This window comes from Methylobacterium sp. WSM2598 (assembly GCF_000379105.1).
GTDB lineage: Bacteria > Pseudomonadota > Alphaproteobacteria > Rhizobiales > Beijerinckiaceae > Methylobacterium.
The window spans coordinates 5,909,499-5,934,799 of record NZ_KB900609.1; the positions used below are offsets into that span (position 1 = coordinate 5,909,499).

Below are 25,301 nucleotides of genomic sequence, written 5' to 3' on the forward strand. Positions count from 1 at the left end.
CCAGCCCGGCGCGAGCCGGGCTTTTTCGTGCCCGGATCAGGCGCCGGGATCGTTCGCGAGCAGGATCGGCTGCCCGTGCGGGGTCGCGGCGGCGGCCCGCGCGAAGGCGTCGCGGCGCTCGGAGAGCGCCTCGGCCGAGGTCACCCCGCGGGCGCCGAGCAGGTCCTCGATCACCTCCAGCCAGAGCGCGTAATCGGCCGGGCGCTCGCCGCGCCGGCTCGCCGCGCCGAGCGCCTCGGCCCATTCGCCCCAGGTGAACAGGCCGCGCTCCTGCAGCGCCACCACCAGGGCGAAGGTCTGCGCCTCCCAGGGCGCCGCGAAGGGGGAAGCCTCGGGCGCGCTCATGCGGCGCCTGCCGGCGCCGGCGCGCCTGCCGGCGCCGGCGCGCCTGCCGGCCCATCTCCCGGCGCCGGCGCGGCCGCCCTGCGCACCGGCTCCAGGTAGCTCTCGAAGGCGTTGACCGAGACGCTGAGGCCCGGATCCGCCTCCTCGCCCCACAATTCCACCCCGGGAAAGCGCACCGTGTAGAGCCATTGCGGGTTCTCGCCGGCGAGGCGCGCGTTCGAATCCGGGAACACGAAGGTGCCGTGCACGCGCTCGACCGTGCCGGTGCGGCCGCGGACGTAGCGCGGCAGGCGGGTATGGCCCGCGGGGTTCATGACCTTGGCGGTGACCTCGTCGCCCGCCGCGAAGCGGGCGGGCCGCGCGGCGGGGCGGTTGCTCGGGAAGCCGCGCGCGAAGAGCGGCGCGACCTCCTCGCCCCTGAGCACGCGGGTGATCGGCGCGGGGGGCGTGAGCGCGGCGCCCGCCCGCAGCTCGGCCTCCTCGACGAGGCCGTGATGGGTCAGCTGCTTCTCCAGGGCCCGGAGCCAGATCTCGTAGTAGCTCGCCGCCAGATACTCGGCCGGCGGCAGGGATTCGCGGGCCGCGCGGCTCGCGTCGAGGTTCCAGGTCCCGGTCAGCCCCATCGCCATCGCCATGGCGAAGACGCGCCGCTCCCAGGGGGCGTGGAACCAGGGCTCGTCGGCCTCGAAGCCGATCGGCCCGAACCCGTGCATGCCGCCGAGATCCTGACCGCCATTCATGCGCGCACCACCTGGTCGGGAGCGAGGGGGAGGCCGGTGCCGATCATGGCGTCGCGGGTCACGAGGTCGGCCAGCGCCGCCTCGTCGAGGTGCTCGCTGCCGGCGGGCCGCATCGGCAGAACCATGTAGCGCAGCTCCGCGGTCGAATCCCAGACGCGGATCCGGGTGGTCGCGGGCAGTTCGACGCCGAACTCGCGCAGGACGCCGCGCGGGTCGATCACCGCCCGCGCGCGGTAGGGCGGCGACTTGTACCAGACCGGGGGCAGGCCGAGGACCGGCCAGGGGTAACAGGAGCAGAGGGTGCAGACGACGAGGTTATGCTCCTCGGGCGTGTTGGCGACGACGACCATGTGCTCGCCGCCGCGTCCGCCGATGCCGAGTTCGCGGATGGCCGCGGTGGCGTCGTCGAGGAGCCGGGCGCGGTAGGCCGGATCGACCCAGGCCCGGGCGACGACCCGGGCGCCGTTGCGGGGGCCGACCTTGGTCTCGTAGGTGTCGATCAGCGCATCGAGGGCGGCCGGATCGACGTAGCCCTTCTCGACCAGGATGGATTCGAGCGCCCGCACCCGCAGGTCCATGGGCGAGAGCTCGCTGCCATGCGGGTGCGGGTGATCGTGGTGGTGATCCGTCATGCCGTCCCTCCCGGCCAGAGGTCTAGACCGTCGCCGCGGCGCCGTCACGCCGCGATTCGGCGGGCGGGGGATCCCGCACCGATCCCGGCGCACGCAGCGGGATCGCCGGCCCGGGAGGCGCGAGCGCGCGCGAGCCGGGGAGCACCTCGGCAGGAGGACGCGTCGTGATGCCGGAACCGTCGCGCCGGCGCGGATCCGGCTAGAGCAGCACCCGATCACGTTGCAATCGGGTGCTGCTCTAGGTCTTTGATCTTGCCGCATTGTCTGCGACGAACCGGCATCCACTTCGTCGGAAAATGCTCTAGTGGCTTGTCTGGTCTGATTTGATGAGTTGCGCGTTGGTGGGGCTGTATCCCGGGAGGCGCGCGATGAAGAAGTACGTTGTGACGCTCACGGCGGCGGAGCGGGATGAGCTTTCTGGGCTGGTGTCGCGCGGGAAGGCCGAGGTGCGCCGGCTCAAGCACGCGCAGGTGTTGCTCAAGGCGGACGCGAGCGCCGCGGGACCGGGCTGGCCCGACGAGCGAATCGCCGAAGGGGTCGGGGTCGGAACGGCGAGCGTGGAGCGGGTGCGACGGCGCTTCGTCGAGGAGGGGCTGGAGCGGGCGCTGAGCCCCTACCGCAAGGGCCAGCGCCTCTACGCCCGCGCGCTCGACGGCGAAGCGGAGGCTCACCTGATCGCCCTGGCCTGTTCGTCGCCGCCTCAAGGACGGGCGCGCTGGACGCTGCGCCTGTTGGCCGGCCGCATGGTTGAACTGCAGCACGTGCCGGGCGTATCTCACGAGACGGTGCGTCAGACACTCAAAAAAACACTCTCAAGCCGCACCTGAGGAAGATGTGGTGCATCCCGCCCAAGCACTCGGCGGAGTTCGTCTTCCACATGGAGGACGTGCTGGAGGTCTACTGCCGGCCCTATGATCCGCGTCGGCCGGTGGTGTGCCTGGACGAGAGCTTCAAACAACTGATCGGCGAGACCCGCCCGGCGCTGCCCCCGCGCCGCGGGGCAGTGGCGCGCCACGACCACGTCTACGTGCGCAACGGCGTGGCGAGCCTGTTCCTCGCCTGCGAGCCGCTGGCGGGCTGGCGGCACGTGGCCGTCACCGCCCAGCGACGCCGCGTGGACTGGGCGCGCGTCGTGCGCGACCTGCTCGACGGGCGCTAGCGCGAGGCCGAGCGGGTGGTGCTGGTGATGGATCAACTCAACACTCATGCCCTGGCCAGCCTGTACGAGGCCTTCCCGGCCGCCGAGGCGCGCCGCTTGGCCGCGCGCATCGAGCTTCATCACACGCCCAAGCACGGCTCGTGGCTCAACATGGCCGAGATCGAGTTGAGCGCGCTGGGGCAGCAATGCTTGGCCCGGCGCATCGCCCAGGTGAACACGCTCACCCAACAGGTTGCTCGGTGGGAGGAGGCCCGCAACGCCGGGCAGACAAAGGTGAACTGGCACCTCACCGCCGGGCAAGCTCGCGACAAGCTGCGCAGCCTCTACCCATCAATTGAAGCCTGACAGGGTACTAGGGCCGCAGGGCCGGCGTCTCCACCGGCAGGCCGGCGGCGCGCTGCATCAGGTAGAGTTCCAGCGCCACCAGCTCGGGCGCGTCCGGCGGGAAGGGCTCGGCCCGCATCCCGGTCAGGCAATTGCGCAGCCGGCGCCGGAAGGAGCCCAGATCCTGCCATTCCAGCCGGTAGAGCGGGTAGCCGGTCGGGTGGCCCTGCGGGATCACCGCCGCCCCGAGGTGCCGCCCCCACTGCGCGTCGTGGCAGGCCGCGCAGGAGAGGCCGAGCTGGCCCAGGCGGCGGGTGAACAGGGCGCGGCCCTCCGCCCGCGCCCCGTCGAGGCGCGGGTCGGCCGGTGGCGCCACCGGGAGCCCGCGCGACTGCGCCCCGATCGCGGCCGCGAGCGCCAGGAGCGGCCGAGTCTCGGGCGCGAGCGGCGCCTCGTTCTGGTGGCGGCGGCGGCACAGGTTGATGCGGTCCTCCAGGTCGACCGGTCCGCCCCCTCCCTCGTCGAAGGCCGGGTAGCGCGCCGAGACGCCGCGCATCGCGGTGATCGGCCCGTGGCAGCCGGAACAGGCCGGGGCGCCCGAGGCCGGCGCCGTCCCCCAGGCCTCCTCGCCGTCCGCCACCCAGAGCAGGCCCGGATGGGCCGCCTCGTCCCGCTGCATGGCGCGCAGTTCCGGCGTCATCTGGTCGAAGCCGGAGCGGCGCTCGCCGGGCGGGATCTCGGCCGCGGCCGCGGCCCCGCCGAGGCAGAGCAGGAGGAGCCCGGCGAGGCCGGGCCGGCGGGGCGGCGGGCGCCTCACGTCACCGCGATCGCGGCGCGCTCGGTCTGCGAGAAGCCGTTGTCGCCGCTCCAGGTGAAGGTGAAGGTGCCGCTGCGCGTCGCCACCGTCGTGAAGGTCAGGTAGGGGTTGGCGGAACTCGCCGGGAACAGCTCGGCCCGGAAGATCTCCTCGTTCTCGAAGCGGCAGACGAACTCCGTGATGATGTTGCGCGGCACGAGGCGCCCGTCCGCGCCCGGCCGGAAGCCGGTCTCCATCGGGTGGGAGATCAGGGTCTTGATCTCGATCACGCTGCCGGCGGCGGCGCTCTTCGGCACGTTGATGAGGCTGCGGGCCATCGCGTCATCCCTCCACGCAGGCCGCGAGGGTCACGATCGCGTCGGCGGTGGCGGACCAGTAGCTGCCGTCCGACATCTCGGCGATCGCCGTCACGGTCTGGGAATCCGCGAGCCGGATGCGGGTCGACACCGCCGCCCGCCCGGCGCGCGGCGAGAGATGGATGGTGAGCACGTTCGGCTGCGGGTTCTTGTCGTTGAAGACCGCGATGCGGCGGACGTGGTCGGCCTCGGTCATCGGGCTTTCGACCGCGACCGAGAGCGGCACGGCGTTGCCGTTCTCCACGAGCGGCGGCAGGTCGAGGCTGACCCGGCCGGGACGGATCGGCGCGTCGCCGGCGAAGCGCCGGATGGCGCTCAGGGTCGGCTCGCGCGGCGGCCGCTCGGCGGCGCGAGCCGGGCGCACCAGCGTCACGGCGAGGAGCCCCGCGCCGCCCGCCAGGATGGATCGCCGGTCCGGCCTCGTCATCGCGTCTCCCCTCCGCCGCGCAGCGTCGCCAAGTAGGCGATCACGTCCTCGATCTCCTGCGCCTCCAGCACCGGCCGGCCGCGCCAGGCCGGCGCGACCCGTTCGAGGCCCTCGACGCGCAGATACGAGGGCATGATCGTGTCCGGATTCAAGACGCGGCCGTCGACGAGCCGCAGGCGGATCTGCCCGGGCGAGAGCCGCGCGCCGATCCCCGCCAGATTCGGGCCGACATCCCCCTCCGGCCGGCCGCCGAGGCCCGCATGGCACAGGGTGCAGAGGCCGCGCCGCGGGTCGATGGCGATGGCGCGGCCGCGGGCCGGGTCGCCCGCGGTGCCGGTGAGCGGCGCCGGGATGGCGTCGCCCTCGATCGCCGGGACCGCCGCGGCGGCGAGGGCGGGGAGGAGGGCGAGGGCGAAGGCCGCCGCGAGCCCGCGCGGCCCGAGGCACCGCGCCGGGAGGCATCGCCCCCGGCGCCGCGGGCGGTGCCCCGGGCGCGGGCGGCGGATCGGGTCGCGCGGGGGATCGAGGCGGCGTCGCATCGGCTTCCGAGGGTCCGCCGCCGGAGATGGGGCCGCGACGGGCCGCGTCAGGAGTTGCGCCGGGCGGCCGATCGCCTCACGCCCGCCGCTTCATCAGCGCCGCCGCCGCGAGCCCGACCCCGGCCATCACCGCCCCGGTGGTCAGCGGGTGGAGCTGCGCCCGCGTGTAGGTGCTGGTGCGCCGCACGTAGCCCGGGTGGCCGCCCTGGACCTGCCCGTCGATGCCCGGCTCGTGCAGGGACCCGCGCGGGTCGCGCGGCGGCTCGGCGCCGCGCTGGGCCTGGGACATCACGGCGCCGAGGCGCTCGAAGGCGCGGGGCGCCACCTTCTTGAGGCCGGTCATCGCGCGGCCGCCGCCGCCGACGTAGATCTCCCGCTGGGGATGCACCGCGGCGTGCAGGATGGCCCGCGCCACCTCGTCCGGGTGGTAGACCGGCGGGGGCAGCTGCGGCTCGCGGTCCATGTAGTTGCGGGCGTGGTGGGTCAGGGGCGTGTCGATCGAGCCGGGCTTGATCAGCGTCACCGAGACCGGCGCCCCCTCCATGTCCAGCTCCGCCCGCAGCCCGTCCGTGAAGCCCCGCACCGCGTGCTTGCTCGCCGAGTACATGGCCTGGAGCGGGATCACCATGTCGGAGGCGATGCTGCCGACATTGATCAGCGCGCCGCCCTGCCGCCGCAGGTAGGGGAGCGCCACCAGCGAGCCGTAGACGGTGCCCCAGAAATTCGTCCGGAACAGCCGGTCGCTGTCCGCGTCGCTGACCTCCTCCAGCCGCCCGAAGATCGAGATGCCGGCGTCGTTCACCCAGCTGTCGATGCGGCCGAAGCGCTGCATCGCCGTATCGGCCAGGGCCTGCACGTCCTCGCGCCGGCCGACATCGCCGACCGCGTGGGCCGCCTGCCCGCCGTCGTGCCCGATCTCGTCCTGGATCATCGCGAGCGCCTCGGCGTTGCGGGCGCCCATCACCACTCGGGCGCCGCTGCGCGCCGCCCGGCGCGCCGTGGCGAGGCCGATCCCGCTCGACGCTCCCGTGATCACGATCACCTGCTGGTCGAGGGGCTTGTGCGCGTAGACCATCGGCTGCTCCATGCTGCTCGGGGGATGTCCGTCGCCTGCCCAACGAATGCCGGCGGCTCGCGTTCACTCGACGTCGGGCGCGACCTGCCCCCAGTTCAGCACGGCGACCAGGGCGACCCCGCCGAAGACGTTGCCGATCAGCGTCGGCAGGAAGAAGCGGGCGGCGTAGTCGCCCCAGCCCGCCTCGCCGAGGAAGACCAGGTAGGCGGCCTCGACGGAGCCGGCGACGACGTGGGCGAGGCCGCAGATCGCGATCACGTAGGTCAGGAGCAGGATGACGAAGGGCCGCGCGCCTCCGGCGGCGGGCAGCAGCCAGACCATCAGGGCGATGAGCCACCCGGCGACCACGGCCTTGGAGAGGGTCGGCCAGAACGGATGCGCGAGGGTGTGGCGGCTGATGTCGCGGAACTGCGCCCGCAGGCCCTCGTCGAAGACCTCGGTGCGGGCGATGGCGAGGGCGAACAGGATCGTGCCGACGAGGTTGGCCGCGAGCACCAGGCCCCACAGGCGCAGCAGCCGCCCGAGCATCGCGAGGGTCCGGTCGTGCAGGAGCGGGAGCACCGGGGTGAGGGTGTTCTCGGTGAAGAGTTGCTGGCGCCCGAGGACCACGATCAGGAAGCCGATCGTGTAGCCCCAGCCGGAGACGAGGTCGCGCCAGGGGGCCTCGGGCAGCCGCGCCCGGATCACGCCCTGGACCACGAGGGAGAGGCCCATCGCCAGACCGGCCGCGAGGCCCGAGAGCAGCAGCGCGGAGACCGTGCGGGCGAGTTCCTCGACCCCCTCGTGGCGGATGACCTCGTGGATGACGATGGCGCTCGGCCAGCGCTCCGCCTCGACCTCGTCCGCGACGTCGTGCTCGCGGCCTCTCCGCTCGGGCTCGGGTCCGGACATGCGGCCTCCCGTGAGGCCCGCGACGAGGCCTCCCATGAGGCCTCGCATGGGGTCTCGCGCCGGGACGCCCGGCCCCGGTCCAAGCCCGGCGCCGGCCCCGTGTTCCCGCCGCAGGGGCCGCCTCAGCCCGCCGTGCCCGGATGGATCGGGGCCTGGTAGGCGAGGCCCATGTCCCAGGGAAAGTAGATCCAGGTGTCCTGGCTGACCTCGGTGACGAAGGTGTCGATCAGCGGCCGCCCGGCGGGCTTGGCGTAGACCGTGGCGAAATGCGCGTTCGGCAGCATGCCCCGCACCACCTGCGCGGTCTTGCCGGTATCCGTCAGGTCGTCGAGGACGAGGACGCCGCGCCCGGTCCCGTCGCCGATCGCGCGGATGCTCGGCGCCACGTCCTTGATGACGTGGAGCGCGCCCTGCTCCTGGTAATCGTGGTAGCTGGCGATGCAGACGGTCTCGATCAGGCGGATGCCGAGTTCGCGCGCCACCACGGCGGCGGGCACGAGGCCGCCGCGGGTGATGCAGACGATCGCCTCGAACGGCCCGGCCCCGGCGAGGCGCCAGGCGAGCGCCCGCGCGTCGCGGTGGAACTGGTCCCACGAGACCGGGAAAGCCTTGTCGCCAGGGGCCGCCATCCTGTTCCTCCGGTCAGTCCCGGGCCGCCCGCAGGCGGGCGACGAGGGTCTCGATCTCGGCCCGGGCCGCCGCCAGCTGGGCGGGGTCCTTGGCGCGGGCGACGATCTGGTTGCGGAACCCCTGCGGCGTCATCGACGGGTAGGAGCCGATCGAGACGCCCGGGAAGCGCGCCGCGAGCGCGGCGAGGTCGCCGGCGTAGAGGCCCTCGGGCAGGCCGCCGGCCTCGACCGTCTCGGCGAGCATCCGGGCGCCGGTGCGCAGGCGCGGCGCGATCCCGTCGAGCATCGCCTGCATGATCGCGGGCACGCCCGCCATCACGATCACGTTGCCGATCATGAAACCGGGCGCCTTCGAGATCGGGTTCTCGATCAGCTCGGCCCCGAAGGGGATGCGGGCCATGCGCAGGCGCGCCTCGTTGAGCTCCGCCTCCGGGATGCGTTCGAGCAGCATGGCCCGGGCTCGGGGATCGACCTCGATGCCGACGCCGAAGGCCGCCGCCACGCAATCGGCCGTGATGTCGTCGTGGGTCGGCCCGATGCCACCGGTCGTGAACAGGTAGGTGTAGCGGGCGCGCAGCGCGTTGACCGCGCCGACGATCTCCTCGGCCACGTCCGGCACGACCCGCACCTCGCGCAGGTCGATGCCGACCTGGGTGAGGTACTCGGCGATGTAGCCGATGTTCTTGTCCTTGGTGCGCCCGGAGAGGATCTCGTCGCCGATGACGAGCAGGGCCGCCGTCACCGCATTCGGGTTGTCGTCGCTCACGCGGGCCTCCAGGCTGGGCTCCCGCTGTATCGCGCGCCCACGCGCGGCTCAAGCGCCGGGGCCGGCGGTCTCGGACCCGCCGCCGCGGTCGCGCGAGACGCCCGGCAGCCCGCGCTCCTTCCGCAACGGGAGCATCGCGGAGCGGGACGCCACCTTCGCGGCGCTCGGCCTGCGCGGCGCTCGGCCTGCGCGGCGTCGGCCTGGGCGAGGGGAGCGCTGGGCGGCGGGGAACGCGCTGGATCTTGCGCGATCGTGCCGGCGCCGCCGCGCCCCTGAGCGCCGCAGGGGGCGGCACGGGCGTCGCGCCGGGCGGCGCGCCCTGCTAAGGGGGGTCATGTCGTCGCCCGCGTGCCCGCCTTGCGCTTCCCGTCCCGGCTGACCGAGGGGCGGCTGGTCCGCCGCTACAAGCGCTTCCTCGCCGACGTCGAACTCGCCGACGGCCGCCTGGTGACGGCGCATTGCGCCAATCCGGGCGCGATGCTGGGCCTGGCGGCGCCGGGGCGCCCGGTGCTGCTCTCGGCCGCGACCAGCCCCGGCCGCAAGCTCGCGTGGTCCTGGGAGATGGTCGAGGCCGACCTGCCGGGCGGCCCGCAATGGGTCGGCATCAACACGATGCGCCCGAACCACCTGGTGGCGGAGGCCTTCCGGGAGGGCCGCCTGCCGGCGCTCGCCGGGGTCACGTCCCTGCGGCCGGAGGTGCGCTACGGCCGGGCGAGCCGGGTCGACTTCCTGGCCGAGCATCCGGCCGGCCCGATCCACGTCGAGGTGAAGAACTGCCACATGATGCGGGACGCCGGCCTCGCCGAGTTCCCGGACTGCATCGCCGCCCGCAGCGCCCGGCACATGGAGGAGCTCGCCGCGGTGGTGCGCGGCGGCGGGCGCGCGATGGTGATCGTCGTGGTGCAGATGCGGGCCGGACGCTTCACCGTGGCGGGCGACGTCGACCCGGCCTTCGCGGCCTCCTTCCGGCGGGCGCAGGAGGCCGGCGTCGCGACCGTGGCCTATCGCTGCCGGCTCGACCCGGACGAGGTCGCCATCGAGGCGGAGATCCCGATCCTGCCGGCCTGACCCGTCATACGCCGGCCGGCTGATGGCGTCGCCCTGCGGAAGGTCGTCCTCGCTCAGGCGCCGCGCGGGCGCCTGATCCGGGATCCGCGTCGATCACGCGGATCCCGGATCAGGCCTTCTCGAAGATGAGGTTGAGGCGGGTGCGCGCGAGGCGGCGATAGCCGTGGCTCAGCAGGAGGGCGCAGAGGTCGGTCTGCCAGAGGTCGGTGCCGTCCTCCAGGACGATGATCCCCGGATGCAGGGCGGGCGGCGCCTTGCGCAGGAAGGGCTCCAGGATCAGGTCCTCCGCCCCCTCGACGTCGAGCTTCATCGCGTCGATGCGCGGCAGGCCCTCGGCGCGCACGAGGTCGAGGAGCGTCACCGCCGGCACGCGGATCGCCGCGCCCTCGTTGGTGCCCACCACCTTGAGGCTCGATTCCCCGCTGTTGCGCTGGTCGACGAACAGCGTGAGCTCGCCCGCCTTGTCGGCCACCGCGCAGGCCACCGCCTTGACCGTGCCGAAGGGGTTCTGGGCGATGTTGTAGGCGAGCTTGTCGAAGATGTCGGGCTGCGGCTCGACCGCCAGGATGCGCGCCGAGGGCCCGCTGATCCCGGCCACGAACAGCGCGTAGGCGCCGATATTCGCCCCGATGTCGATGAAGACGCAGTCCGGCCGGAGCCGCTCGGCGAGGAGCCGGCGCTCGGCCGGATCGAAGAACTGCGGGGTGAAGAGCACCTTCTTCTCGCAGTTGTTGTTGTAGGGGTGCAGCCGCATGCGGGCGCCGTAGCGCTCGACGTCGAGGGGCCGGCCGCGCAGCAGGCGGATGGCGCAGCGGCGCAGGATCAGCGCGAGGCGCCGGGCGCCCCATTCCTCCGCCGGCAGGCGCTGGGTCCGGGCCACGATCCAGCGCACGAGGCCGGTGGGCGCGTAGGTCCCGAAGGGCTCAAGGGATTGGGTCATCGCATGGGTCGAGGTCGCCATCGCGCGCCTATGCCACCGCGGCGGGCCGCCCGCAACGTCCGGCCATGGCCGGGCGCCGTCCTGCCCGCAACGCCCGGCCATTGCCGGGCGCCGTCCTGCCCGCAACGCCCGGCCATGGCCGGGCGCCGTCCTGCCCGCAACGCCCGGCCATTGCCGGGCGCCGTCCTACCCGCAACGCCCGGCCATTGCCGGGCGCCGTCCTGCCCGATAGAGGGCGGGGACGCCGCAGGGGAGCCCGCCGCCGATGCAGACCTTCGATTCCGACGGGGTGACGATCGCCTATCTGGATGCCCGGCCGGAGCGGGGTGCGGGCGACCCGGTGCTGCTCATCCACGGCTTCGCCTCGAACCACCGCACGAACTGGGTCAACACGGGCTGGGTCCGGACGCTCACGGAGGCGGGCTACCGGGTGATCGCCCTCGACAATCGCGGGCACGGCGAGAGCGGCAAGCTCTACGAGCCGGAGGCCTACGCGTCCGAGCTGATGGCGGAGGATGCGCGCCGGCTCCTCGACCATCTCGGCCTTGGGCGGGCCGACGTGATGGGCTACTCGATGGGCGCCCGCATCACGGCCTTCCTGGCGCTGCTGCATCCGGACCGGGTGCGCTCGGCGCTGCTCGGCGGACTCGGGATCCACCTCGTCGAGGGCAGGGGGCTGCCGAGCGGCATCTCGGAGGCCATGGAGGCGCCGTCGAGCGCCGACGTGACCGATCCGGTGGCGCGCTCCTTCCGGATCTTCGCCGAGCAGACCCGCAGCGATCTCCGGGCGCTCGCCGCCTGCATGCGCGGCTCGCGGCAGACCCTCTCGCGCGCGGAGGTGGCGCAGATCGAGGTGCCGACGCTGGTCTCGGTCGGCACCACCGACCACATCGCCGGGTCCGGACCCGCACTCGCCGCCCTGATCCCGGAGGCGCGCAGCCTCGAGATCCCCAACCGCGACCACAATCTCGCCGTCGGCGACAAGGTGCATAAGCAGGGCGTGCTCGGCTTTCTGGCGGAGCGCCCCTGAGAGCCTCACTGGGCGCGGAGTCGCTGGCGGCTGGCCCGCGCCTGAACGCTCGCCATCGGCACCCGCAGCACCCGGCAGTGATTCTGGTCCTCGACCCGGATCGCGCTTCGCCGCCAGTCGCAGACGATGTCACCGTCCCGCAGAAGGTCCGTCGCCAGGTGGGTCGCGCGTTCGAGCGCATCCGCCCGGCTCGGAAGGTCCATCCCCTCTGCATCCAGGATCATGCGCGACCCATTCTGGAAATGAAAGTAGTAGAGGGTCATCGATCCTTAACGCCTCATCCCGAGTTGAATTTGGTATTTGCTGTCGGTGACGGCTCCTCGCAGCCTTCACCGATCCAGGTTCGAATATAACATAGGTTAGTTCCCAGCAAGGCCGGAGCAACTTGTGGCAGCGCTTCCACTGGCCGCTCGGGCGGGCGCCGCGCGCGAAAAAGTCCTTTTCAATCATACCCCTTAGCGGCCTGACGCTGGGCAATGGACAAAATCGGACTAGGCTGAATGCACCCGCCGGCCTCAACCGAGGGCTATCCCGGGGAGCCGAATCGGCGGGCCGGAGCCTGGGGGCGGCGGGCCCTCGACGGGCCTATGGACCGAGCTGATCCGCGGCGCCTGTACGAGGCCGACATCCGCATGGCCGAAATGGGAGATGGCGACGCCATCAACCGGGTGTCGCATGCGCGCCCGGCGCGGGACGGTCGCGGCAGAGGTCGCGGGCTTCGGCCGGTCGCGGCTTGACGCTCCCGACCATGAAAAAAGCCGCCCCGGGGGGGCGGCTCTCTCGCGCGGGTGGGGCCCCGCGGCCCGTCGGGCCGTGCGGGTCATACGCCATCCGATTGATTGCTTCGCAATGCGGATGTCGGCTTCGCTCAGGCGCCGCGCGGGCTTGGGATGCGGGATCCGCTTCGATCAAGCGGATCCCGTATCAGGCACGCAGGCGCGTGCGGATGTCGCCGAGGCTGCGGCGGATCAGGTCCTGGGCGGCGTCGCCCGTCACCTTCTCGCGCAGGATGGTCTCGGAGACGCGCACCGCGGCCTCCGCGGCGGCGGCCCGCACCTCGGCGGCGGCCTGCGCCTCGGCCTGCGCGATCTTGGCCTCGGCGGCCTTGGTGCGGCGGGCGACGAAGTCGTTCAGGCGGGCATGGCCCTCGGCGGCGGCGCGCTCCGCCTCCGCCCGGGCATTGGCGACGATCGCCTCGGCCTCGCGCTCGGCCTCGCCCCGGCGCTTCTGGTAGCCGGCGAGGAGCGCGGCGGCCTCCTCGCGCAGGCGGCGGGCCTCTTCCAGTTCGCGGCGCACCCGCTCACCCCGGCGGTCGAGGCCGTTGATGATCTGGTCGAAGCCGCCGGCCTTCCAGACGATGCCGCAGAAGATCACGAAGGCGACCGCGACCCAGAATTCCGGTTCCAACATCTCTCGGGTCCTCCGGCTCAGTGCACGGTCTGGGTGCGGTCGTAGGCCGCCTCTACGGCGGCGCGGTCGGGGCTCTGGCCGATCAGGCGCTCGACGATGGCGGTGGCGGCGTCGGCCGCGACCTCGCGCACGCTGCCCATCGCGGTCGCGGTGCGGGCGCGGATCTGCGCCTCGGACTCGGCGAGCTTGGCGGCGAGGTCGGCCTCCAGGGCCTTGCGGCGGGTCTCGGCCTCGGCCGCGAGGCTGTCGCGGGTCGCCTGGGCGATGCCCTTGGCCTTGTCCTGCGCCTCCTTGAGGGAGCGCTCATAGGCTCCTCGGGCGGAATCCGCGCCGGTCTTCATGCGCGACGCCTCATCGAGATCGGCGGCGAGCCGCGCCTGACGGTCGTGCAGCAGGCCGGCGATGCGCGGCACCGCGACCCGGGACATCAGGTAGTAGAGCAGCCCGAAGGCGATGGCGAGCCAGAGGATCTGCGCCGCGAAGGTGGTGCTCTGGAAGGGAGGAAAGCCGCCGCCATGCTCGGAGGCCGGCTCGTGGATCAGGCCTTCCTGCAGGCCGGCATGGGGTGTGGGCTGCGCCATCGTGTCGTCCGGGAATGCGGGAGCCTCAAGCAGCGCGCCGGCCGAGCGGCCGGCGCAAGACGCCGCGGCACCCGCGCGCCGGCGGGCCTCCGCGACGGGAGGGGGCGCCCGTCAGACGGGGAGCGGCGACGGGCCGCTCCCGGACGAGGCGCCCGGGCGTCGACGCCTCAGACCGCGAACAGGAGCAGCAGCGCGACGAGGAGCGAGAAGATGCCGAGCGCTTCCGTCAGCGCGAAGCCGAGGAGCAGGTTGGCGCGCTGGCTGTCGGCCGCGGAGGGGTTGCGCAGGGCGCCCGCGAAGAACTGGCCGAAGAGGTTGCCGAGGCCCACGGCGGCGCCCGCCATGCCGAGGCAGGCGAGACCGGCGCCGATGTACTTCGCAGCAACGGGATCCATCTGAGTACTCCTGAGGTCGTCTAGTCGTCTGGCTGGTGGGATCCGGCCGCGACAGGGCGAACCGGGGTGGGGAGGGGGCACCCCGGCCGGGACGGCCGGGAGGAACCGGCCGTCAGTGGCCGGGATGCAGCGCGTCGCTGAGGTAGATCGAGGTCAGCGTCGCGAAGACGTAGGCCTGCAGCACCGCGACCAGCATCTCGAGCGCCGTGATGGCGACCGACAGGGCGAGGGGCAGCGGCGAGAGGATGCCCCAGATGCCCGCGGCGAGCAGGGCCGGGACGAAGCCCGCGAAGATCTTGAGGGCGATGTGGCCCGCCAGCATGTTGGCGAAGAGACGGACCGAGAGGCTGATCGGGCGGGAGATGAAGGACACCACCTCGATCGCCACGATGAGCGGCTTCAGCCAGCCCGGAACGCCCGGCGGCACGAACAGGTCGAGGAAGTGCACCCCGTGCGCCATGAACCCGTAGATGACCACGGTCAGGATCACCACCAGCGCCAGCATGAAGGTGACGATGATGTGGCTCGTCACCGTGAAGGCGTAGGGGATCATCCCGAACAGGTTGAGCACCAGCACGAACATGAAGAGCGAGAACACGAGCGGCACGAAGCGCTCGCTGCCGTGCCCGGCCGATTGGTGCACCGTGGAGGCGATGAACTCGTAGAACGCCTCGGCCAGCGACTGCATCCGCCCCGGCACCAGCGCGCGCTGGCGGGTGGCGACCAGGGTGATCAGCGCGATGATCCCGACCGCGGCGAACATGTAGAGCGCCGACTGGGTGAACGCGATGTGCTGGTGGCCGATATGACCGAACGAGACCAGCGGCTTCAGCTCGAACTGGTGGATCGGATCCAACTTCACGGCCATGCCGGTCCCGCCCCTCTATCCATCGGCGCCGCGGTCGTCCGCTCGGCGCCTGATCCGCGCTGGCGGATGCACGGCATCCACCCGATGATCAAGTCCCCGTTTCGTTTTTCTTCGTGTCCGCGGGCCGAAAAAACCCCGACACGCGCATCACGTTCAGCACTCCCGCCGCGAAGCCCAGGATGACGAGCACGATCATGCCCCAGGGCTTGGTGCCCAGAAGCCGATCGAGGCCCCAGCCGAGCAGCCCGCCCGCCACGACGCCCGACACGAACTCCGTCGACAGACGCAGCGCGAGGCCGAGCGGCGAGGGTTGGCGGGTCTCGGAACGCGACGAAGGATCGGGAGCGGCGGGGGGCCGCTTCCGGTCGATCTGCATTTCGAGACGCTTGAGCCTCGCGGAGAGATCACTGTCGGGGGCAGGCTCCCGGCCCATGCCGCCCTCGTCTCGCGGGTCGGTGCCGGTCATGGCGCGACTCCGCGTCGGAGGGGCGAAGTTGTCCAGCCCGGGTGCCCCCTTCGAGCGGGCGCACCATAGTTTCGCCCACAGTGCGAGTCAAGGATCCGTGAGGTAGCCATAAGTCTTTGTTCCGCCTTATGGATTGGGAACGGCCACGCCCCGCGGCATCACATCGCCTCGGCGAGCGCCCGCGCCCCCGCGAGGTCGACCGAGACGAGTTGCGACACGCCCCGCTCCGCCATGGTGACCCCGCACAGCCGGTCCATCCGCGCCATGGTGATGGGGTTGTGGGTGATTACCAGGAAGCGGGTGTCGGTGTCCCGGGCCATGCGGCCGAGGAGGTCGCAGTAGCGCTCGACGTTGGCGTCGTCGAGGGGGGCGTCGACCTCGTCGAGCACGCAGACCGGTGACGGGTTGGTCAGGAACACCGCGAAGATCAGCGCGATGGCGGTGAGCGCCTGCTCGCCGCCCGAGAGCAGGGTCATGGTCTGGGGCTTCTTGCCCGGCGGGCGGGCCAGGATCTCGAGGCCGGCCTCCAGCGGATCCTCGGCATCGACGAGCGTCAGTTCGGCGGTGCCCCCGCCGAACAGCGTGGTGAACAGGCGCTCGAAATGCCCGTTCACGGCCGCGAAGGCGGCGAGCAGCCGCTCGCGCCCCTCGCGGTTGAGGCTCGCGATGGCCCCGCGCAGGCGCCGGATCGCCTCCAGGAGGTCGTCGCGCTCGCGCGAGAGCGCGTCCCGCCGCTCCTCGGCCTCGGCCAGTTCCGCCTCGGCCCGCAGGTTCACGGCCCCGATCCGCTCCCGGTCGGCCCGCAGGCCGGAGAGCCGGGCCTCGACCGCTTCCGCCTCCGGCAGGGCCTCGCCCGGGGCGAGGCCGGCGAGGGCGGGGAGCGCCTCCAGGGTCGCGCCGAGCGTCTCGGGGATCGCCCGGGCGACCTCGGCGAGGCGGCGCGCCAGCGCCTCCTGCGCCGCCGCCGCGGCGGCCCGGGCCTCCCGCGCCGCGCCGAGGGCCTCGAGGGCGGCCCAGGCGCGCCGGTCGGCCTCGGCGAGCCCGGCCTCGGCGGCCGCGAGCCGATCCGCCGCCGCGCGCCGCGCCGCCTCGGCCTCCCGGCCGGCGCCCGCGAGCCGCCGCCGCTCGGCCGCGAAGGCGCCGGGTGCCCCGGCGAGGGCGGCCCGCTCCTCCTCGGCCGCGGCGCGGCGCCCGGCGAGGTCGTCGAGGGCGGCCGCGGCGCGCAGGGCGCGGTCGCCCCAGCGCGCCCGCTCCTCGGCCAGGGCGGCGGCGCGGCGGCGGCGCTCCGCGGCCGCACGGGCGAGGGCGAGGGCGGCGGCCCTCGCCTCGGCCGCGGCGGCGCGCCGGGTCGCCACCGCCTGCCGCAGGCGGGCGAGATCCTCCGGCGCCTGCCCCGGCAGGGCCGCGAGGGCGTCCTCGGCGGCCTCGATCCGGGCCGCCGCCTCCTCGGCCTCCTCGGCGAGCCGCGCCTCGGCCTCGTCCCGGGCCGCGCGCCGCGCCGCCGCCTCGGCCGCGCGGCGCTCCGCGGCCACCAGGGCGGCGCGGGCCGCGTCGAGGCGGGTGCGGGCGAGGCGGGCCGCGTCGAGGGCCCGCGTCTCCCGGGCGGCGGCCTCGCGCGCCCGCTCCTGCCGCACCGCGCCGGCGGCGCGGGCGGCCTGCGCCGCCTCGCGGGCCTTGGCCGCTGCCTGCCGCAGCGCGTCGAGCCGGGCGCGCGCGGCGAGGCGCAGGGCGGCGGGCGAGGGCGCCTCGGCGGAGACCGTGAAGCCGTCCCAGCGCACGAGGTCGCCCGCGAGGGTGACGAGGCGCTGGCCCGGCCGCAGGCGCGCCGCCAGGGCGGCGGCCTCGCCGCGGGCGACGATCCCGACCTGCCGCAGGCGCCGGGCGAGGAGCGGCGGGCCGTCCACCACGCGCGAGAGGGGCAGGGCACCGGCGGGAAGCGGCGGGTCGGCGGGATCCTCCGGCGCCCCGGCCCAGTGGGCGGGGGCGGCCGGGTCGGTCGCCGCGTCGAGATCCTCGCCCAGGGCCGCCGCGAGGGCCGCCTCGTGCCCCGGCGCGACGCGCAGCGCGTCGAGGAGCGGCGGGAAGCGCGCGGGAGGCGCCACCAGGCCCGCGAGGGTGCCCGCCTCGGCCTCGCGGCGGGCGGCCTCGCGCTCCGCGTCGGCCAGGGCCGGACGCCCGCGCGCCTCCGCGTCGCGGGCCTCCGCGAGGTCCTCGCGCGCCGCGGCGGCCTCGTCCTCGGCCTGCTCGCTCAGCGCCGACGCCTCCGCCAGGGCGGCGCGCAGGCGCGCGAGCGCCGGCGCCTCGTCGGCCTCGCCGGCCCGCTCGCGGGCGAGGCGCGCCCGCTCGGCGGCGAGGCGCTCGGCGCGGGTGCGCCCGTCGCGCAGGGCGCGCTCCAGGGCGCCGCGGCGGGCGCTCCCCTCGGCGGCGGCGGCCTGGGCGGCCGAGAGCGCCGCCTCGGCGGCGGCGAGGGCGGCCTCGGCGGCGACGGCCCGCTGCTCGGCCGCCGCGCGCGCCCCCGCCCCGTCCGGGTCGGCCGCCAGGGCGGCGGCCTCGGCCTCGAGGCGGGCGAGGCTCGCCCGCGCGTCGTCGCGGCTCTCCGCCTGCCGGGCGGCGTCGCGGGCGAGGTCGGCGAGGCGCTGAGTGAGGTCGCGCAGGCGCTCGGCGGCGCGGTTCTCCTCGGCATCGAGGGCCGCCGCCGCCTGGGTCAGCCGCTGCAGCGCGGCGGCGGCCCGCGCCTCCTCCTCGCGCAGGCGGGGCAGGCCGGCGGCGGCGAGGGCCTGGGCGGTCGCGGCGGCGGCCTGCCCCGCCTGCGCGGCGGCGACCCGCTCGGCGGCGGCGGCGGCCTCCCGCCCGGCCCGCGCCGCCTCCTCCCGGGCCCGCCCGTGGGCGATGAGGTGGAGCAGCGCCTCGCCCCGGCGGATCGCGGCGGCGACCTCGCGGTAGCGCGCGGCGGCCCTGGCCTGCCGCCGCAGGGAATCGACCCCGGAGCTGATCGCGCCGAGCACGTCCTCGACCCGGGCGAGGTTCTCCTCGGCGGCGCGCAGGCGCAGCTCCGCCTCGTGGCGGCGGGCATGCAGGCCGCCGATCCCGGCCGCCTCCTCCAGCACCCGCCGCCGCGCCTGGGGCTTGGCCGCGATCATCTCGGCCACCTGGCCCTGGCGGACCATCGCGGGCGAGCGCGCACCCGTCGAGGCGTCGGCGAAGAGCAGCTGCACGTCGCGGGCGCGCACCTCGCGGCCGTTGACGCGGTAGGTGGAGCCGGCGCCCCGGTCGATCCGCCGCGTCACGTCGAGCGCGTCCGCGCCGTTGAAGGCGGCGGGGGCCGTGCGGGCGTTGTTGTCCAGGGTCAGCGTCACCTCCGCGTGGCTGCGGCCGGGTCGGCCACCGGATCCGGAGAAGATCACGTCGTCCATGCCGGAGGCGCGCAGGCTCTTGTGCGAGCTCTCGCCCATCACCCAGCGCAGGGCCTCGACCAGGTTCGACTTGCCGCAGCCGTTCGGCCCGATGATCCCGGTGAGGCCGGGCTCGATCGGGACCTCGCTCGGCTCGACGAAGGTCTTGAAGCCGACGATGCGCAGGCGGGTGAGACGCATGGGTGACGACCGGAAGGCGCGGCGCGGCCCCTCGCGCCTCATCCGACGCGCCGGCGCCGGGTCTTGGCGCGGGTCTTGGCGCAGGAATCGGACCCCTCGCGCGGAGGGGCGGCCCGGAGATCAGGGCGGCCCGGAGATCAGGGCGGCCCGGAGATCAGGGCCGCCCCGAGGGCCGCGCCGGCCCCGGTCAACGCCTCGCGCCGTGTCGCCGCGGCGGCGGCTCCTGTGGGTGGCGGGAGGGAACGGGGCCCGCGCCGCGGCGCGCGATCACGCCCCGACGATCGGCTTGATCACCTTCTCGAGCCCCTCGATCGACACCTCGCCCTGGAACTTCTGGCCGTTGATGAAGAAGGTCGGCGTCGCGGTGACCTTGAACACCGCCATGCCGCGCTCCTTCACGGTGTTGATCGCGTCGTAGAGCTTCTGGTCCTTGAGGGTCGCCTCGAACTTCTCGCGGGAGAAGCCGGCTTGGCGCATCATCTGCTCCAGGGCGTCGAGGGGTTTCGGGACGAAGGCCCAGGTCGGCTGCTGGTCGAAGAGCAGGTCGGTGATCGGGTAGTAGCGCGCCGAATCGTCCGCCCGCGCCAGCATGAAGGCCGCCGTGGCGAGCGGATCGAGGGGGAATTCCCGCAGGGTGAAGCGCACCTTGCCGGTGTCGATCCAGCGCTCCTTGAGCGCCGGCCAGGTGGTCTTGTGGAACGCCGCGCAGTGCGAGCAGGTCATCGAGGCGTACTCGATGATGGTGCACTTCGCCTCGGCCGGCCCGAGCCAGACGTCGCCGAGGGGGCCGGGCTGCATCAGGGCATCCGGCGAGGCGGCCTGCGCGAGGGCAGGAAGCCGCAGCCCGGGCAGCAGCAGGGCCGCGCCGAGGGCCGAGCCGGTGAGCGTCAACGCGTCGCGCCGGGTGATCATGGATGGGTCTCCGAGACGAGCCGGGGGAGTGGAACGGGAGCGGTAGAATCGCCGCCGCGTCCTGGCAAGGCGCCGGGGTGTCGCCCGGGCCGCGCACCCTCACCCGCGGGCGGTCATCACGGCGATGCCGAGCCGGTCGAGGGCGTCGCGCAGCCCGTCCTCGCCGATGGCGGAGACCGCCTTCGCCACCTCGCCCCGGCGGGCCGGATCGAGGCTCGGGGGCGCGGGCGCGCGCTTGGCGCCGCGGGCGATCCGGTCCTGGCGCAGGCTCAGCCGGCCGACGCAGGCGAAGCCGTAATGCCGGTTGATCCGCTCGATCACCAGGGGGGCGAGGTGCTGGAGTTCGAGGGCGAAGGCTCCCTCGACCCGCACCACCAGGGTGCCGGGTGCCGGGCGCGCCTCGCCGGCCCGCCCGCCGTGGCGGCGCGGCCACTCGAACTTCTCCGGCTGGCAGAAGCCGGCGAGCCGCTCGCCCACGATCTCGGGCCAGGACGCGAGGATGTCGGTCGAGGCGAAACCCTGGGCGGCGAAGACCGGCCCGAGGGACCGCTCGATCAGTTCGCTCAGGGGCTTGGGGCGGGCCATCGGGGCGTCATCCTGGCGTTTGCGGAGCACGAGACCCCGGCGGGCATGAAGGCTTCGTTCCCCGGGAGGGCGCCGCGAGGCCGCTCCCCAGGGGCGGGAAAACGGGCTAAGCGAGGCGGCATGGTAGCGCCCGCCGCGTCGCACTCAAGGCCGGACGCAGCCGACCTCCTGGTCTGGTACGACCGCCACCGCCGCGCGCTGCCCTGGCGCGCCGCGCCGGGCAGCGTGCCCGACCCCTACCGGGTCTGGCTGTCGGAGATCATGCTGCAGCAGACCACCGTCGCTGCGGTGAAGCCCTATTTCGCCCGCTTCCTGGAGCGGTTCCCGACCGTGGCGGCGCTCGCCGCGGCCCCCGAGGAGGCGGTGATGAGCGCCTGGGCGGGGCTCGGCTACTACTCGCGGGCCCGCAACCTCCACGCCTGCGCCAAGGCCGTGGCGGCGGCGGGCGGCTTCCCCGACACGGTGGAGGGGCTGCGCCGGCTCCCGGGCATCGGCGCCTACACGGCCGGGGCCATCGCGGCGATCGCCTTCGACCGGCCGGCCGCCGCCGTGGACGGCAACGTCGAGCGGGTGGTGTCGCGGCTCTTCGCGATCGAGACGCCGCTGCCGGCGGCGCGGGCGGAGATCCGGGCGCTCGCCGAATCGCTGGTGCCGCGGACGCGGCCGGGCGATTTCGCGCAGGCGGTGATGGATCTCGGCGCGACGCTGTGCACGCCCAAGCGGCCGGCCTGCGCCCTCTGCCCCTGGATGGCGCCCTGCCGGGCCCGCGCCGAGGGGCTGCAGGAGAGCTTCCCGCGCAAGATCCGGCGGGAGCCCGGCCTCCTGCGCCGCGGCGCCGCCTTCGTGGCGGTGCGGGCCGGCGACGAGGCGGTGCTGCTGCGCACCCGCCCGCCCGAGGGGCTGCTCGGCAGCATGGCGGAGCCGCCGACGAGCGCCTGGACGCCGGATTACGACCCCGCCCACGGCCTGCTCGACGCGCCGCTCGATGCCCGCTGGAAGCGGCTGCCCGGGGTGGTGCGCCACACCTTCACGCATTTCCCGCTCGAACTGACGGTCTTCCTCGCCCGCGTCGCGGCCCGCACCGAGGCGCCGGAGGGCATGCGCTTCACCCCCCGCGACGCGCTCGCGGACGAGCCCCTCCCCGGGGCGATGAGGAAGGTGCTGGCCCATGCCCTGGAGCCGCGGGCCGCGCCGGCGCCGCCGCCCGCCCCGCCGCCGGACCTCGCCACGCCGCCCGAGCCCCCGGCCGTCCCGCGGCGGGGCCCGCTGCCGAAGGTGCTGCCGCGCCGCCCGGCCTCGGCCGCGCCCATCCGCAAGGACGGGCCGCGCAAGCGCTGAGGCCGGCGCCGATCAGGCCGGGCGCGCCTTGAGCGCGGCGATCTCGCGGTGCATCGCTTCCTCCGCGCGCACGGCCCAGGCCCGCACGTAATCGTCCGCCGGGCACACGAAGAACCGCGCCAGTTCCGGGCGCTCCCGCGCGACGTAGAACCGGTTGAGCCCGTCGAACAGCACGAAGTCGTAGCCGGCTTCCACCAGGAGCGGGTCCCAGGCGGCGAAGCTCGGCACGTCCGTGAGCGGCTCGGTCGCCTCCGCCAGGATGATCCAGGGGCGGAAGCGGCGGAAATCCATGCCGCGCAGGGCGGCCTCCTCGCTCCCCTCGACGTCGATCTTCAGGAAGTGGATCGGACCGGGGGCATGCGCCTCGCAGATCTCCGCCAGCGTGCGGGTCGGCACCTCGTAGGTGACGCGCTCGAACCCGGCCGCCACGTGCCGCTCGGCGAAGAGGTCGGAGGCGGTGGAGAGGCCGGTGCCGGTCAGTTCGTGGAAGGTGAGCGTGCCGGAACGGTCCGTCACCGCGAAATTGAGGTTGACGTCGCGCGGCCGGTCCGCCGCGAGCTTCGCGAACCAGTGCGGCGACGGCTCGACGTTGATCCCCGACCAACCGGCCTCGTAGAACAGCTTGGTGACGGAATCGATGACGGGGTCGTGGGCGCCGAGATCGACGTAGAATCCGCGCTCCACGTCGCGCAGGGCACGCAGCAGGAGGATGTCCTCAAGGCGCTGGGCGTAGGAAATCGTCATAGCGTGACCGTAGCCGAACCGTGCGGTCGAGGGAATCGAGGAGCGCGCCGGTCTCCCGCGCCGGCCCGAGACTCAGGGGCGAGACTCAGGGGCGAGACTCAAGGGATCGTCGAGAGCCAGGGGTCGGGTAGCAGCATCTGATTGTCGCCGCCACGGGCGATCCGATGTTGCACGCTGGCGACCATGAGCACGGCCGCGCAGAGCAGCATCGCGGTCCAGGCCAGGACGGGGGTGAAACGCTCCGCGTAGCGCCCGAACACCTGCAGGATGGCGCATCCCAGCGTGAACACCGCCGCCGATGCCAGCGGCATGGCGAGGGCTTCCATCGGCTCCTCCTTGCTTCGCATCGCAACGAAACTACTGCGCCGATTGCTGCGACGCACCGTCAGCGATTGCATGGCTGGGCCGCGGGCACGAGTGCCGCGGGGTTCGACGCGACCGGAGCCGGAGCGCGGGCGACCGCGTCCCGGGCGCTACTCGTCGTCGCCGAACCAGTCCCGCCCGGGCTCGATGCAGCGGTACCCGACCAGGCACTGGGGATTGTCGCGCGTCGGCACGAAGGCGTTCGCGGTCACCTCCGTCGGCTCGCAGAAGCTGCGGTCGCGCACGAAGCGGTCGTAGGTGAAGCCGCCGGTGCCCATCACCAGGGCGCCGCGCGCCCTCAGCAGACCCCGGGCCTGCCCGCAACTCATGGCCGTGGTCGCGGGACGGTCCTGCGCGGCGGCGCCGAGAACCGCGCCGACCGAGGCCAGAGCCGCCAGAACGGGCAGAGAGGCGAACTTGTGACGAGCCGCACTCACACGATCCCCCGCGATCAGAGGGCGGGCAGCGCGCGCTCGCCCGCTTTGATCCGGCCTACAACCGCGGCGGTCCGATGCGGCCGCCGCCGCGCCGGCCTTCTACAACGCTTCGAGGAACGAGATCGTCGCGGGATCGCGTCCGAGGACTCGCTCCGGGGCCGTGTCCGTCCGCAGGCTCAGAGCGAACAGGACGGCGAAGGCCAGCACGACCGCGACCCAGGTCAGAGCCGGCGTCAGGTGGTGCGCGTAGCGGGTCGACGTTCGCAGTCCCGCGCATCCGAGCAGGAACCCGAACGTCCACAGCAGCGGCGGCGACAGAGCGCTCATCGGGCCCCCATCCCTCTTGCTTGCAACGGCTTCGGCCGGCGAGCGCCCCGCCGGCTCCGACCAGCGGGACCGCGCGACGCGGCGGCCTGCATCCGAACCCTGGGTCCGGTGGAGGCGCGCGGCATTGATTCGGATCAAGCGCGCCGGGGCGTGGGCGTCACCCCTCGCCCGGGGACCGCTCGCCCGTGTCCCGTGCGGCGGGGGCGGGGCGCGGGCGCGCCGCTCGGCCTCGCGCGGCGTCGCGAGGCCGACGAGCGACGGCACGGCGTCGGCGAGATCGCTGAGGAAGGTGCCGATGGCGAAGATGTCGAGCGGGCTCATCGTCCCGCCTCACCGTCGTGCCGTCGGGGCCGGGATCCGGCGCCGCACGTCGGGTTGCGCCGCTGCCGATCCGGCCCGCGACCGCGGGTTGTCCCGCACGCTCCCGCGCCGGCCGGACCGCGGGTTCGCGCGCCGCGGCCCCTGCCGGCGGGCCGGCGGGGATCCGCGCCCGGGATCGCCGGGCGGATCCCGCGGCAGAAATGGAGCGCGGGCGCCGCCGAGCACTGACACGTTCCCGAACCGGGCACTGCTTGCACCGACCGGGCGGGAGTTCTTGCCATGCTGTGGCCCAGCAGCTAACCTTTTACCGCACCGGCATTGTGTCTGTTCCACAACATGTTATCGAACTCCGTCAGTTCACGAGGTAGAAATAATGTCGTTACGTCCAGGTGATTATGTTTCTCCGAATCTTGAGACAATTTTCTTAGATGACGCTTTTCCGAATTTGGCCTCGGGGCCGCCGGACTCGCCGCCCTGGGGCAGGCTGGAGCTTGGCGTGCGTGAGGGACTCTCGCACGCGTGGTACTGCCACGCGTCGCTCGAGAAGATCGGCTACGCAAACCGCGACGAAGTTATACTGATGTACAACGCGTCCAAGATATTCAACCACGGCGTCGGCTTGGAAATCGGCTGCTACTACGCTTGGACCACCGCGCACTTTGCCAGGAATTTCTCGTGTTTCGAGGTGGTCGACCCGATCCTCGGGACCGACCGGAAGGAGGAGATCGTGGCGTCTCTTCGCGCCGCGGACGTGCTCCAGAACTGCCGCCTCCACGCCGGTATCAGTCCCGGCATCCCGATCGAGATCGCTCGCCGGAACGGCGAACGGCCTCGCTGGTCCTTCGCGCTTCTCGACGGCGACCACGGATATCCGGCACCGCTGGTCGATACCGTCGCCGTCGAACGGTACATGTTGCCGGAGTCCATCATCGTTTTCCACGACATCTACTGTCCGGCCGTCGGCGAGGGCCTGGACTATTTGAAATGGAAGGGCTGGAAGACTCGCGCCTGCCAGACGTCGAACGGCGTCGGCTTCGCCTGGAGGGGCAGCAAGGAGCCGCCGGCGCACCATCCGGACCCGAAGGTCGACTGGCAGCTGCCGGCGCACTTGGCGTCCCACGTCGATTGACTCTGCCCCCCGCCTCGGAGCGCCAGCGGGGGCGTGACGGGGATCGCGGGGGCGGCCTCCGCCGCCCCTCCGCCACCCGGGGCGCTTCGCATTC

The 25,301-nt window shown here is 73.8% G+C and carries 29 protein-coding genes and 1 pseudogene; 5 read left to right on the forward strand and 25 right to left on the reverse strand.

The features are described from left to right. Window positions 1–36: 36 nt before the first annotated feature. The 3 genes from MET2598_RS0127630 to nthA are packed head-to-tail and all read right to left on the reverse strand — an operon-like array spanning window position 37 to window position 1,717. Complete coding sequence (locus MET2598_RS0127630) at window positions 37–345, reverse strand: nitrile hydratase accessory protein (RefSeq protein WP_012336567.1); 309 nt, start codon at window positions 343–345, stop codon at window positions 37–39. Beyond that, window positions 342–1,085 carry a nitrile hydratase subunit beta gene (gene nthB / locus MET2598_RS0127635; RefSeq protein ID WP_026190977.1) on the reverse strand — a complete coding sequence of 248 codons (744 nt, stop codon included), beginning with the start codon at window positions 1,083–1,085 and terminating at the stop codon, window positions 342–344. Before nthB ends, MET2598_RS0127630 begins: the two co-directional genes overlap by 4 nt. Further along, window positions 1,082–1,717: a nitrile hydratase subunit alpha gene (nthA, locus tag MET2598_RS0127640; protein WP_012336565.1), complete on the reverse strand. Its 636-nt coding sequence runs from the start codon at window positions 1,715–1,717 to the stop codon at window positions 1,082–1,084. Before nthA ends, nthB begins: the two co-directional genes overlap by 4 nt. A 368-nt stretch (window positions 1,718–2,085) precedes the next feature. Between nthA and MET2598_RS40520 the strand changes: the two are divergent. Then, window positions 2,086–3,221 (forward strand): annotated as a pseudogene (locus MET2598_RS40520) (IS630 family transposase). Window positions 3,222–3,228: 7 nt separating this feature from the next. Here MET2598_RS40520 and soxA read toward each other — a convergent pair. The 8 genes from soxA to MET2598_RS0127695 form a co-directional block, all read right to left on the reverse strand. After that, a complete protein-coding gene (soxA, locus tag MET2598_RS0127660) occupies window positions 3,229–4,017 on the reverse strand; it encodes a sulfur oxidation c-type cytochrome SoxA (RefSeq protein WP_018263075.1) in 789 nt (262 codons plus the stop codon). Then, window positions 4,014–4,334 carry a thiosulfate oxidation carrier complex protein SoxZ gene (gene soxZ / locus MET2598_RS0127665; RefSeq protein WP_018263076.1) on the reverse strand — a complete coding sequence of 107 codons (321 nt, stop codon included), beginning with the start codon at window positions 4,332–4,334 and terminating at the stop codon, window positions 4,014–4,016. Before soxZ ends, soxA begins: the two co-directional genes overlap by 4 nt. Before the next feature lie 4 nt (window positions 4,335–4,338). Beyond that, a complete protein-coding gene (locus tag MET2598_RS0127670) occupies window positions 4,339–4,800 on the reverse strand; it encodes a SoxY-related AACIE arm protein (protein WP_018263077.1) in 462 nt (153 codons plus the stop codon). Then, window positions 4,797–5,339, reverse strand: coding sequence for a sulfur oxidation c-type cytochrome SoxX (soxX, locus tag MET2598_RS0127675; RefSeq protein ID WP_018263078.1), 543 nt, complete (start codon window positions 5,337–5,339; stop codon window positions 4,797–4,799). Before soxX ends, MET2598_RS0127670 begins: the two co-directional genes overlap by 4 nt. Before the next feature lie 76 nt (window positions 5,340–5,415). Then, window positions 5,416–6,426, reverse strand: coding sequence for an SDR family oxidoreductase (locus MET2598_RS0127680; protein ID WP_018263079.1), 1,011 nt, complete (start codon window positions 6,424–6,426; stop codon window positions 5,416–5,418). 51 nt (window positions 6,427–6,477) lie between these two features. Beyond that, the gene (locus MET2598_RS0127685) at window positions 6,478–7,305 is read right to left on the reverse strand and encodes a formate/nitrite transporter family protein (RefSeq protein WP_026190979.1); all 828 of its coding nucleotides are present in this window, start codon (window positions 7,303–7,305) and stop codon (window positions 6,478–6,480) included. A gap of 122 nt (window positions 7,306–7,427) precedes the next feature. Further along, complete coding sequence (gene gpt, locus MET2598_RS0127690; protein WP_012336559.1) at window positions 7,428–7,934, reverse strand: xanthine phosphoribosyltransferase; 507 nt, start codon at window positions 7,932–7,934, stop codon at window positions 7,428–7,430. 13 nt (window positions 7,935–7,947) lie between these two features. Continuing rightward, on the reverse strand, window positions 7,948–8,700 hold the full coding sequence (locus MET2598_RS0127695; RefSeq protein ID WP_012336558.1) for a competence/damage-inducible protein A: 753 nt from the start codon (window positions 8,698–8,700) through the stop codon (window positions 7,948–7,950). Window positions 8,701–9,057: 357 nt separating this feature from the next. On the opposite strand from MET2598_RS0127695, the gene sfsA reads away from it, so the two are divergent. After that, window positions 9,058–9,768: a DNA/RNA nuclease SfsA gene (sfsA, locus tag MET2598_RS0127700; protein ID WP_026190980.1), complete on the forward strand. Its 711-nt coding sequence runs from the start codon at window positions 9,058–9,060 to the stop codon at window positions 9,766–9,768. A gap of 109 nt (window positions 9,769–9,877) precedes the next feature. Here sfsA and MET2598_RS0127705 read toward each other — a convergent pair whose 3' ends face one another. Continuing rightward, window positions 9,878–10,729 carry an FkbM family methyltransferase gene (locus MET2598_RS0127705; RefSeq protein WP_012336556.1) on the reverse strand — a complete coding sequence of 284 codons (852 nt, stop codon included), beginning with the start codon at window positions 10,727–10,729 and terminating at the stop codon, window positions 9,878–9,880. Between the two features lie 244 nt (window positions 10,730–10,973). On the opposite strand from MET2598_RS0127705, the gene MET2598_RS0127710 reads away from it, so the two are divergent. Then, a complete protein-coding gene (locus MET2598_RS0127710; RefSeq protein WP_012336555.1) occupies window positions 10,974–11,738 on the forward strand; it encodes an alpha/beta fold hydrolase in 765 nt (254 codons plus the stop codon). Between the two features lie 5 nt (window positions 11,739–11,743). Here MET2598_RS0127710 and MET2598_RS0127715 read toward each other — a convergent pair whose 3' ends face one another. From MET2598_RS0127715 to MET2598_RS0127755, 9 genes are all read right to left on the reverse strand, one after another. Next, window positions 11,744–12,001 carry a DUF6894 family protein gene (locus tag MET2598_RS0127715; protein ID WP_012336554.1) on the reverse strand — a complete coding sequence of 86 codons (258 nt, stop codon included), beginning with the start codon at window positions 11,999–12,001 and terminating at the stop codon, window positions 11,744–11,746. Between the two features lie 661 nt (window positions 12,002–12,662). Further along, entirely contained in the window at window positions 12,663–13,148 is a 486-nt protein-coding gene (locus tag MET2598_RS0127720; protein ID WP_018263082.1) for a F0F1 ATP synthase subunit B family protein, read from the reverse strand. A gap of 17 nt (window positions 13,149–13,165) precedes the next feature. After that, entirely contained in the window at window positions 13,166–13,729 is a 564-nt protein-coding gene (locus tag MET2598_RS0127725) for a F0F1 ATP synthase subunit B (protein WP_012336552.1), read from the reverse strand. Window positions 13,730–13,896: 167 nt separating this feature from the next. Continuing rightward, window positions 13,897–14,124, reverse strand: a complete 228-nt coding sequence (locus tag MET2598_RS0127730) for a F0F1 ATP synthase subunit C (protein WP_012336551.1) — start codon at window positions 14,122–14,124, stop codon at window positions 13,897–13,899. Between the two features lie 112 nt (window positions 14,125–14,236). Continuing rightward, on the reverse strand, window positions 14,237–14,992 hold the full coding sequence (locus tag MET2598_RS0127735; RefSeq protein ID WP_012336550.1) for a F0F1 ATP synthase subunit A: 756 nt from the start codon (window positions 14,990–14,992) through the stop codon (window positions 14,237–14,239). A gap of 88 nt (window positions 14,993–15,080) precedes the next feature. Beyond that, a complete protein-coding gene (locus MET2598_RS0127740) occupies window positions 15,081–15,458 on the reverse strand; it encodes an AtpZ/AtpI family protein (protein WP_012336549.1) in 378 nt (125 codons plus the stop codon). A gap of 158 nt (window positions 15,459–15,616) precedes the next feature. Then, window positions 15,617–19,051, reverse strand: a complete 3,435-nt coding sequence (locus MET2598_RS0127745; protein ID WP_018263083.1) for a chromosome segregation SMC family protein — start codon at window positions 19,049–19,051, stop codon at window positions 15,617–15,619. Window positions 19,052–19,318: 267 nt separating this feature from the next. After that, complete coding sequence (locus MET2598_RS0127750; protein ID WP_012336547.1) at window positions 19,319–19,963, reverse strand: DsbA family protein; 645 nt, start codon at window positions 19,961–19,963, stop codon at window positions 19,319–19,321. A gap of 99 nt (window positions 19,964–20,062) precedes the next feature. Next, window positions 20,063–20,548, reverse strand: a complete 486-nt coding sequence (locus MET2598_RS0127755; protein ID WP_012336546.1) for a DUF721 domain-containing protein — start codon at window positions 20,546–20,548, stop codon at window positions 20,063–20,065. A 120-nt stretch (window positions 20,549–20,668) separates the two neighbouring features. On the opposite strand from MET2598_RS0127755, the gene mutY reads away from it, so the two are divergent. Continuing rightward, window positions 20,669–21,886 (forward strand): A/G-specific adenine glycosylase, encoded by a 1,218-nt coding sequence (gene mutY / locus MET2598_RS0127760; RefSeq protein WP_018263084.1) that lies wholly within the window; start codon window positions 20,669–20,671, stop codon window positions 21,884–21,886. 12 nt (window positions 21,887–21,898) lie between these two features. On the opposite strand, the gene MET2598_RS0127765 is transcribed toward mutY, so the two are convergent. The 4 genes from MET2598_RS0127765 to MET2598_RS0127780 form a co-directional block, all read right to left on the reverse strand. Then, window positions 21,899–22,630, reverse strand: coding sequence for an FkbM family methyltransferase (locus tag MET2598_RS0127765; RefSeq protein ID WP_018263085.1), 732 nt, complete (start codon window positions 22,628–22,630; stop codon window positions 21,899–21,901). A gap of 98 nt (window positions 22,631–22,728) precedes the next feature. Continuing rightward, window positions 22,729–22,956, reverse strand: coding sequence for a hypothetical protein (locus MET2598_RS0127770; protein ID WP_018263086.1), 228 nt, complete (start codon window positions 22,954–22,956; stop codon window positions 22,729–22,731). A gap of 147 nt (window positions 22,957–23,103) precedes the next feature. Beyond that, window positions 23,104–23,430, reverse strand: a complete 327-nt coding sequence (locus MET2598_RS0127775; protein ID WP_018263087.1) for a hypothetical protein — start codon at window positions 23,428–23,430, stop codon at window positions 23,104–23,106. Window positions 23,431–23,529: 99 nt separating this feature from the next. Next, window positions 23,530–24,078, reverse strand: coding sequence for a hypothetical protein (locus tag MET2598_RS0127780; RefSeq protein WP_018263088.1), 549 nt, complete (start codon window positions 24,076–24,078; stop codon window positions 23,530–23,532). A gap of 496 nt (window positions 24,079–24,574) precedes the next feature. Here MET2598_RS0127780 and MET2598_RS0127785 point away from each other — a divergent pair, with 496 nt between their 5' ends. Further along, window positions 24,575–25,207, forward strand: a complete 633-nt coding sequence (locus MET2598_RS0127785; RefSeq protein WP_018263089.1) for a class I SAM-dependent methyltransferase — start codon at window positions 24,575–24,577, stop codon at window positions 25,205–25,207. Window positions 25,208–25,301: the final 94 nt, after the last annotated feature.

Excerpts from the sequence above, each read along its gene's own strand:
- MET2598_RS0127680 (WP_018263079.1), bottom strand. The coding sequence starts at position 6,426 with ATGGAGCAGCCGATGGTCTACGCGCACAAGCCCCTCGACCAGCAGGTG.
- soxX (WP_018263078.1), bottom strand. The coding sequence starts at position 5,339 with ATGCGACGCCGCCTCGATCCCCCGCGCGACCCGATCCGCCGCCCGCGC.
- MET2598_RS0127765 (WP_018263085.1), bottom strand. The coding sequence starts at position 22,630 with ATGACGATTTCCTACGCCCAGCGCCTTGAGGACATCCTCCTGCTGCGT.
- nthA (WP_012336565.1), bottom strand. The coding sequence starts at position 1,717 with ATGACGGATCACCACCACGATCACCCGCACCCGCATGGCAGCGAGCTC.
- MET2598_RS0127630 (WP_012336567.1), bottom strand. The coding sequence starts at position 345 with ATGAGCGCGCCCGAGGCTTCCCCCTTCGCGGCGCCCTGGGAGGCGCAG.
- soxZ (WP_018263076.1), bottom strand. The coding sequence starts at position 4,334 with ATGGCCCGCAGCCTCATCAACGTGCCGAAGAGCGCCGCCGCCGGCAGC.
- MET2598_RS0127715 (WP_012336554.1), bottom strand. The coding sequence starts at position 12,001 with ATGACCCTCTACTACTTTCATTTCCAGAATGGGTCGCGCATGATCCTG.
- MET2598_RS0127750 (WP_012336547.1), bottom strand. The coding sequence starts at position 19,963 with ATGATCACCCGGCGCGACGCGTTGACGCTCACCGGCTCGGCCCTCGGC.
- MET2598_RS0127670 (WP_018263077.1), bottom strand. The coding sequence starts at position 4,800 with ATGACGAGGCCGGACCGGCGATCCATCCTGGCGGGCGGCGCGGGGCTC.
- MET2598_RS0127740 (WP_012336549.1), bottom strand. The coding sequence starts at position 15,458 with ATGACCGGCACCGACCCGCGAGACGAGGGCGGCATGGGCCGGGAGCCT.
- MET2598_RS0127745 (WP_018263083.1), bottom strand. The coding sequence starts at position 19,051 with ATGCGTCTCACCCGCCTGCGCATCGTCGGCTTCAAGACCTTCGTCGAG.
- MET2598_RS0127730 (WP_012336551.1), bottom strand. The coding sequence starts at position 14,124 with ATGGATCCCGTTGCTGCGAAGTACATCGGCGCCGGTCTCGCCTGCCTC.
- MET2598_RS0127705 (WP_012336556.1), bottom strand. The coding sequence starts at position 10,729 with ATGGCGACCTCGACCCATGCGATGACCCAATCCCTTGAGCCCTTCGGG.
- gpt (WP_012336559.1), bottom strand. The coding sequence starts at position 7,934 with ATGGCGGCCCCTGGCGACAAGGCTTTCCCGGTCTCGTGGGACCAGTTC.
- MET2598_RS0127720 (WP_018263082.1), bottom strand. The coding sequence starts at position 13,148 with ATGTTGGAACCGGAATTCTGGGTCGCGGTCGCCTTCGTGATCTTCTGC.
- nthB (WP_026190977.1), bottom strand. The coding sequence starts at position 1,085 with ATGAATGGCGGTCAGGATCTCGGCGGCATGCACGGGTTCGGGCCGATC.
- MET2598_RS0127755 (WP_012336546.1), bottom strand. The coding sequence starts at position 20,548 with ATGGCCCGCCCCAAGCCCCTGAGCGAACTGATCGAGCGGTCCCTCGGG.
- MET2598_RS0127725 (WP_012336552.1), bottom strand. The coding sequence starts at position 13,729 with ATGGCGCAGCCCACACCCCATGCCGGCCTGCAGGAAGGCCTGATCCAC.
- MET2598_RS0127685 (WP_026190979.1), bottom strand. The coding sequence starts at position 7,305 with ATGTCCGGACCCGAGCCCGAGCGGAGAGGCCGCGAGCACGACGTCGCG.
- mutY (WP_018263084.1), top strand. The coding sequence starts at position 20,669 with ATGGTAGCGCCCGCCGCGTCGCACTCAAGGCCGGACGCAGCCGACCTC.
- MET2598_RS0127710 (WP_012336555.1), top strand. The coding sequence starts at position 10,974 with ATGCAGACCTTCGATTCCGACGGGGTGACGATCGCCTATCTGGATGCC.
- MET2598_RS0127780 (WP_018263088.1), bottom strand. The coding sequence starts at position 24,078 with ATGAGCCCGCTCGACATCTTCGCCATCGGCACCTTCCTCAGCGATCTC.
- MET2598_RS0127770 (WP_018263086.1), bottom strand. The coding sequence starts at position 22,956 with ATGGAAGCCCTCGCCATGCCGCTGGCATCGGCGGCGGTGTTCACGCTG.
- MET2598_RS0127735 (WP_012336550.1), bottom strand. The coding sequence starts at position 14,992 with ATGGCCGTGAAGTTGGATCCGATCCACCAGTTCGAGCTGAAGCCGCTG.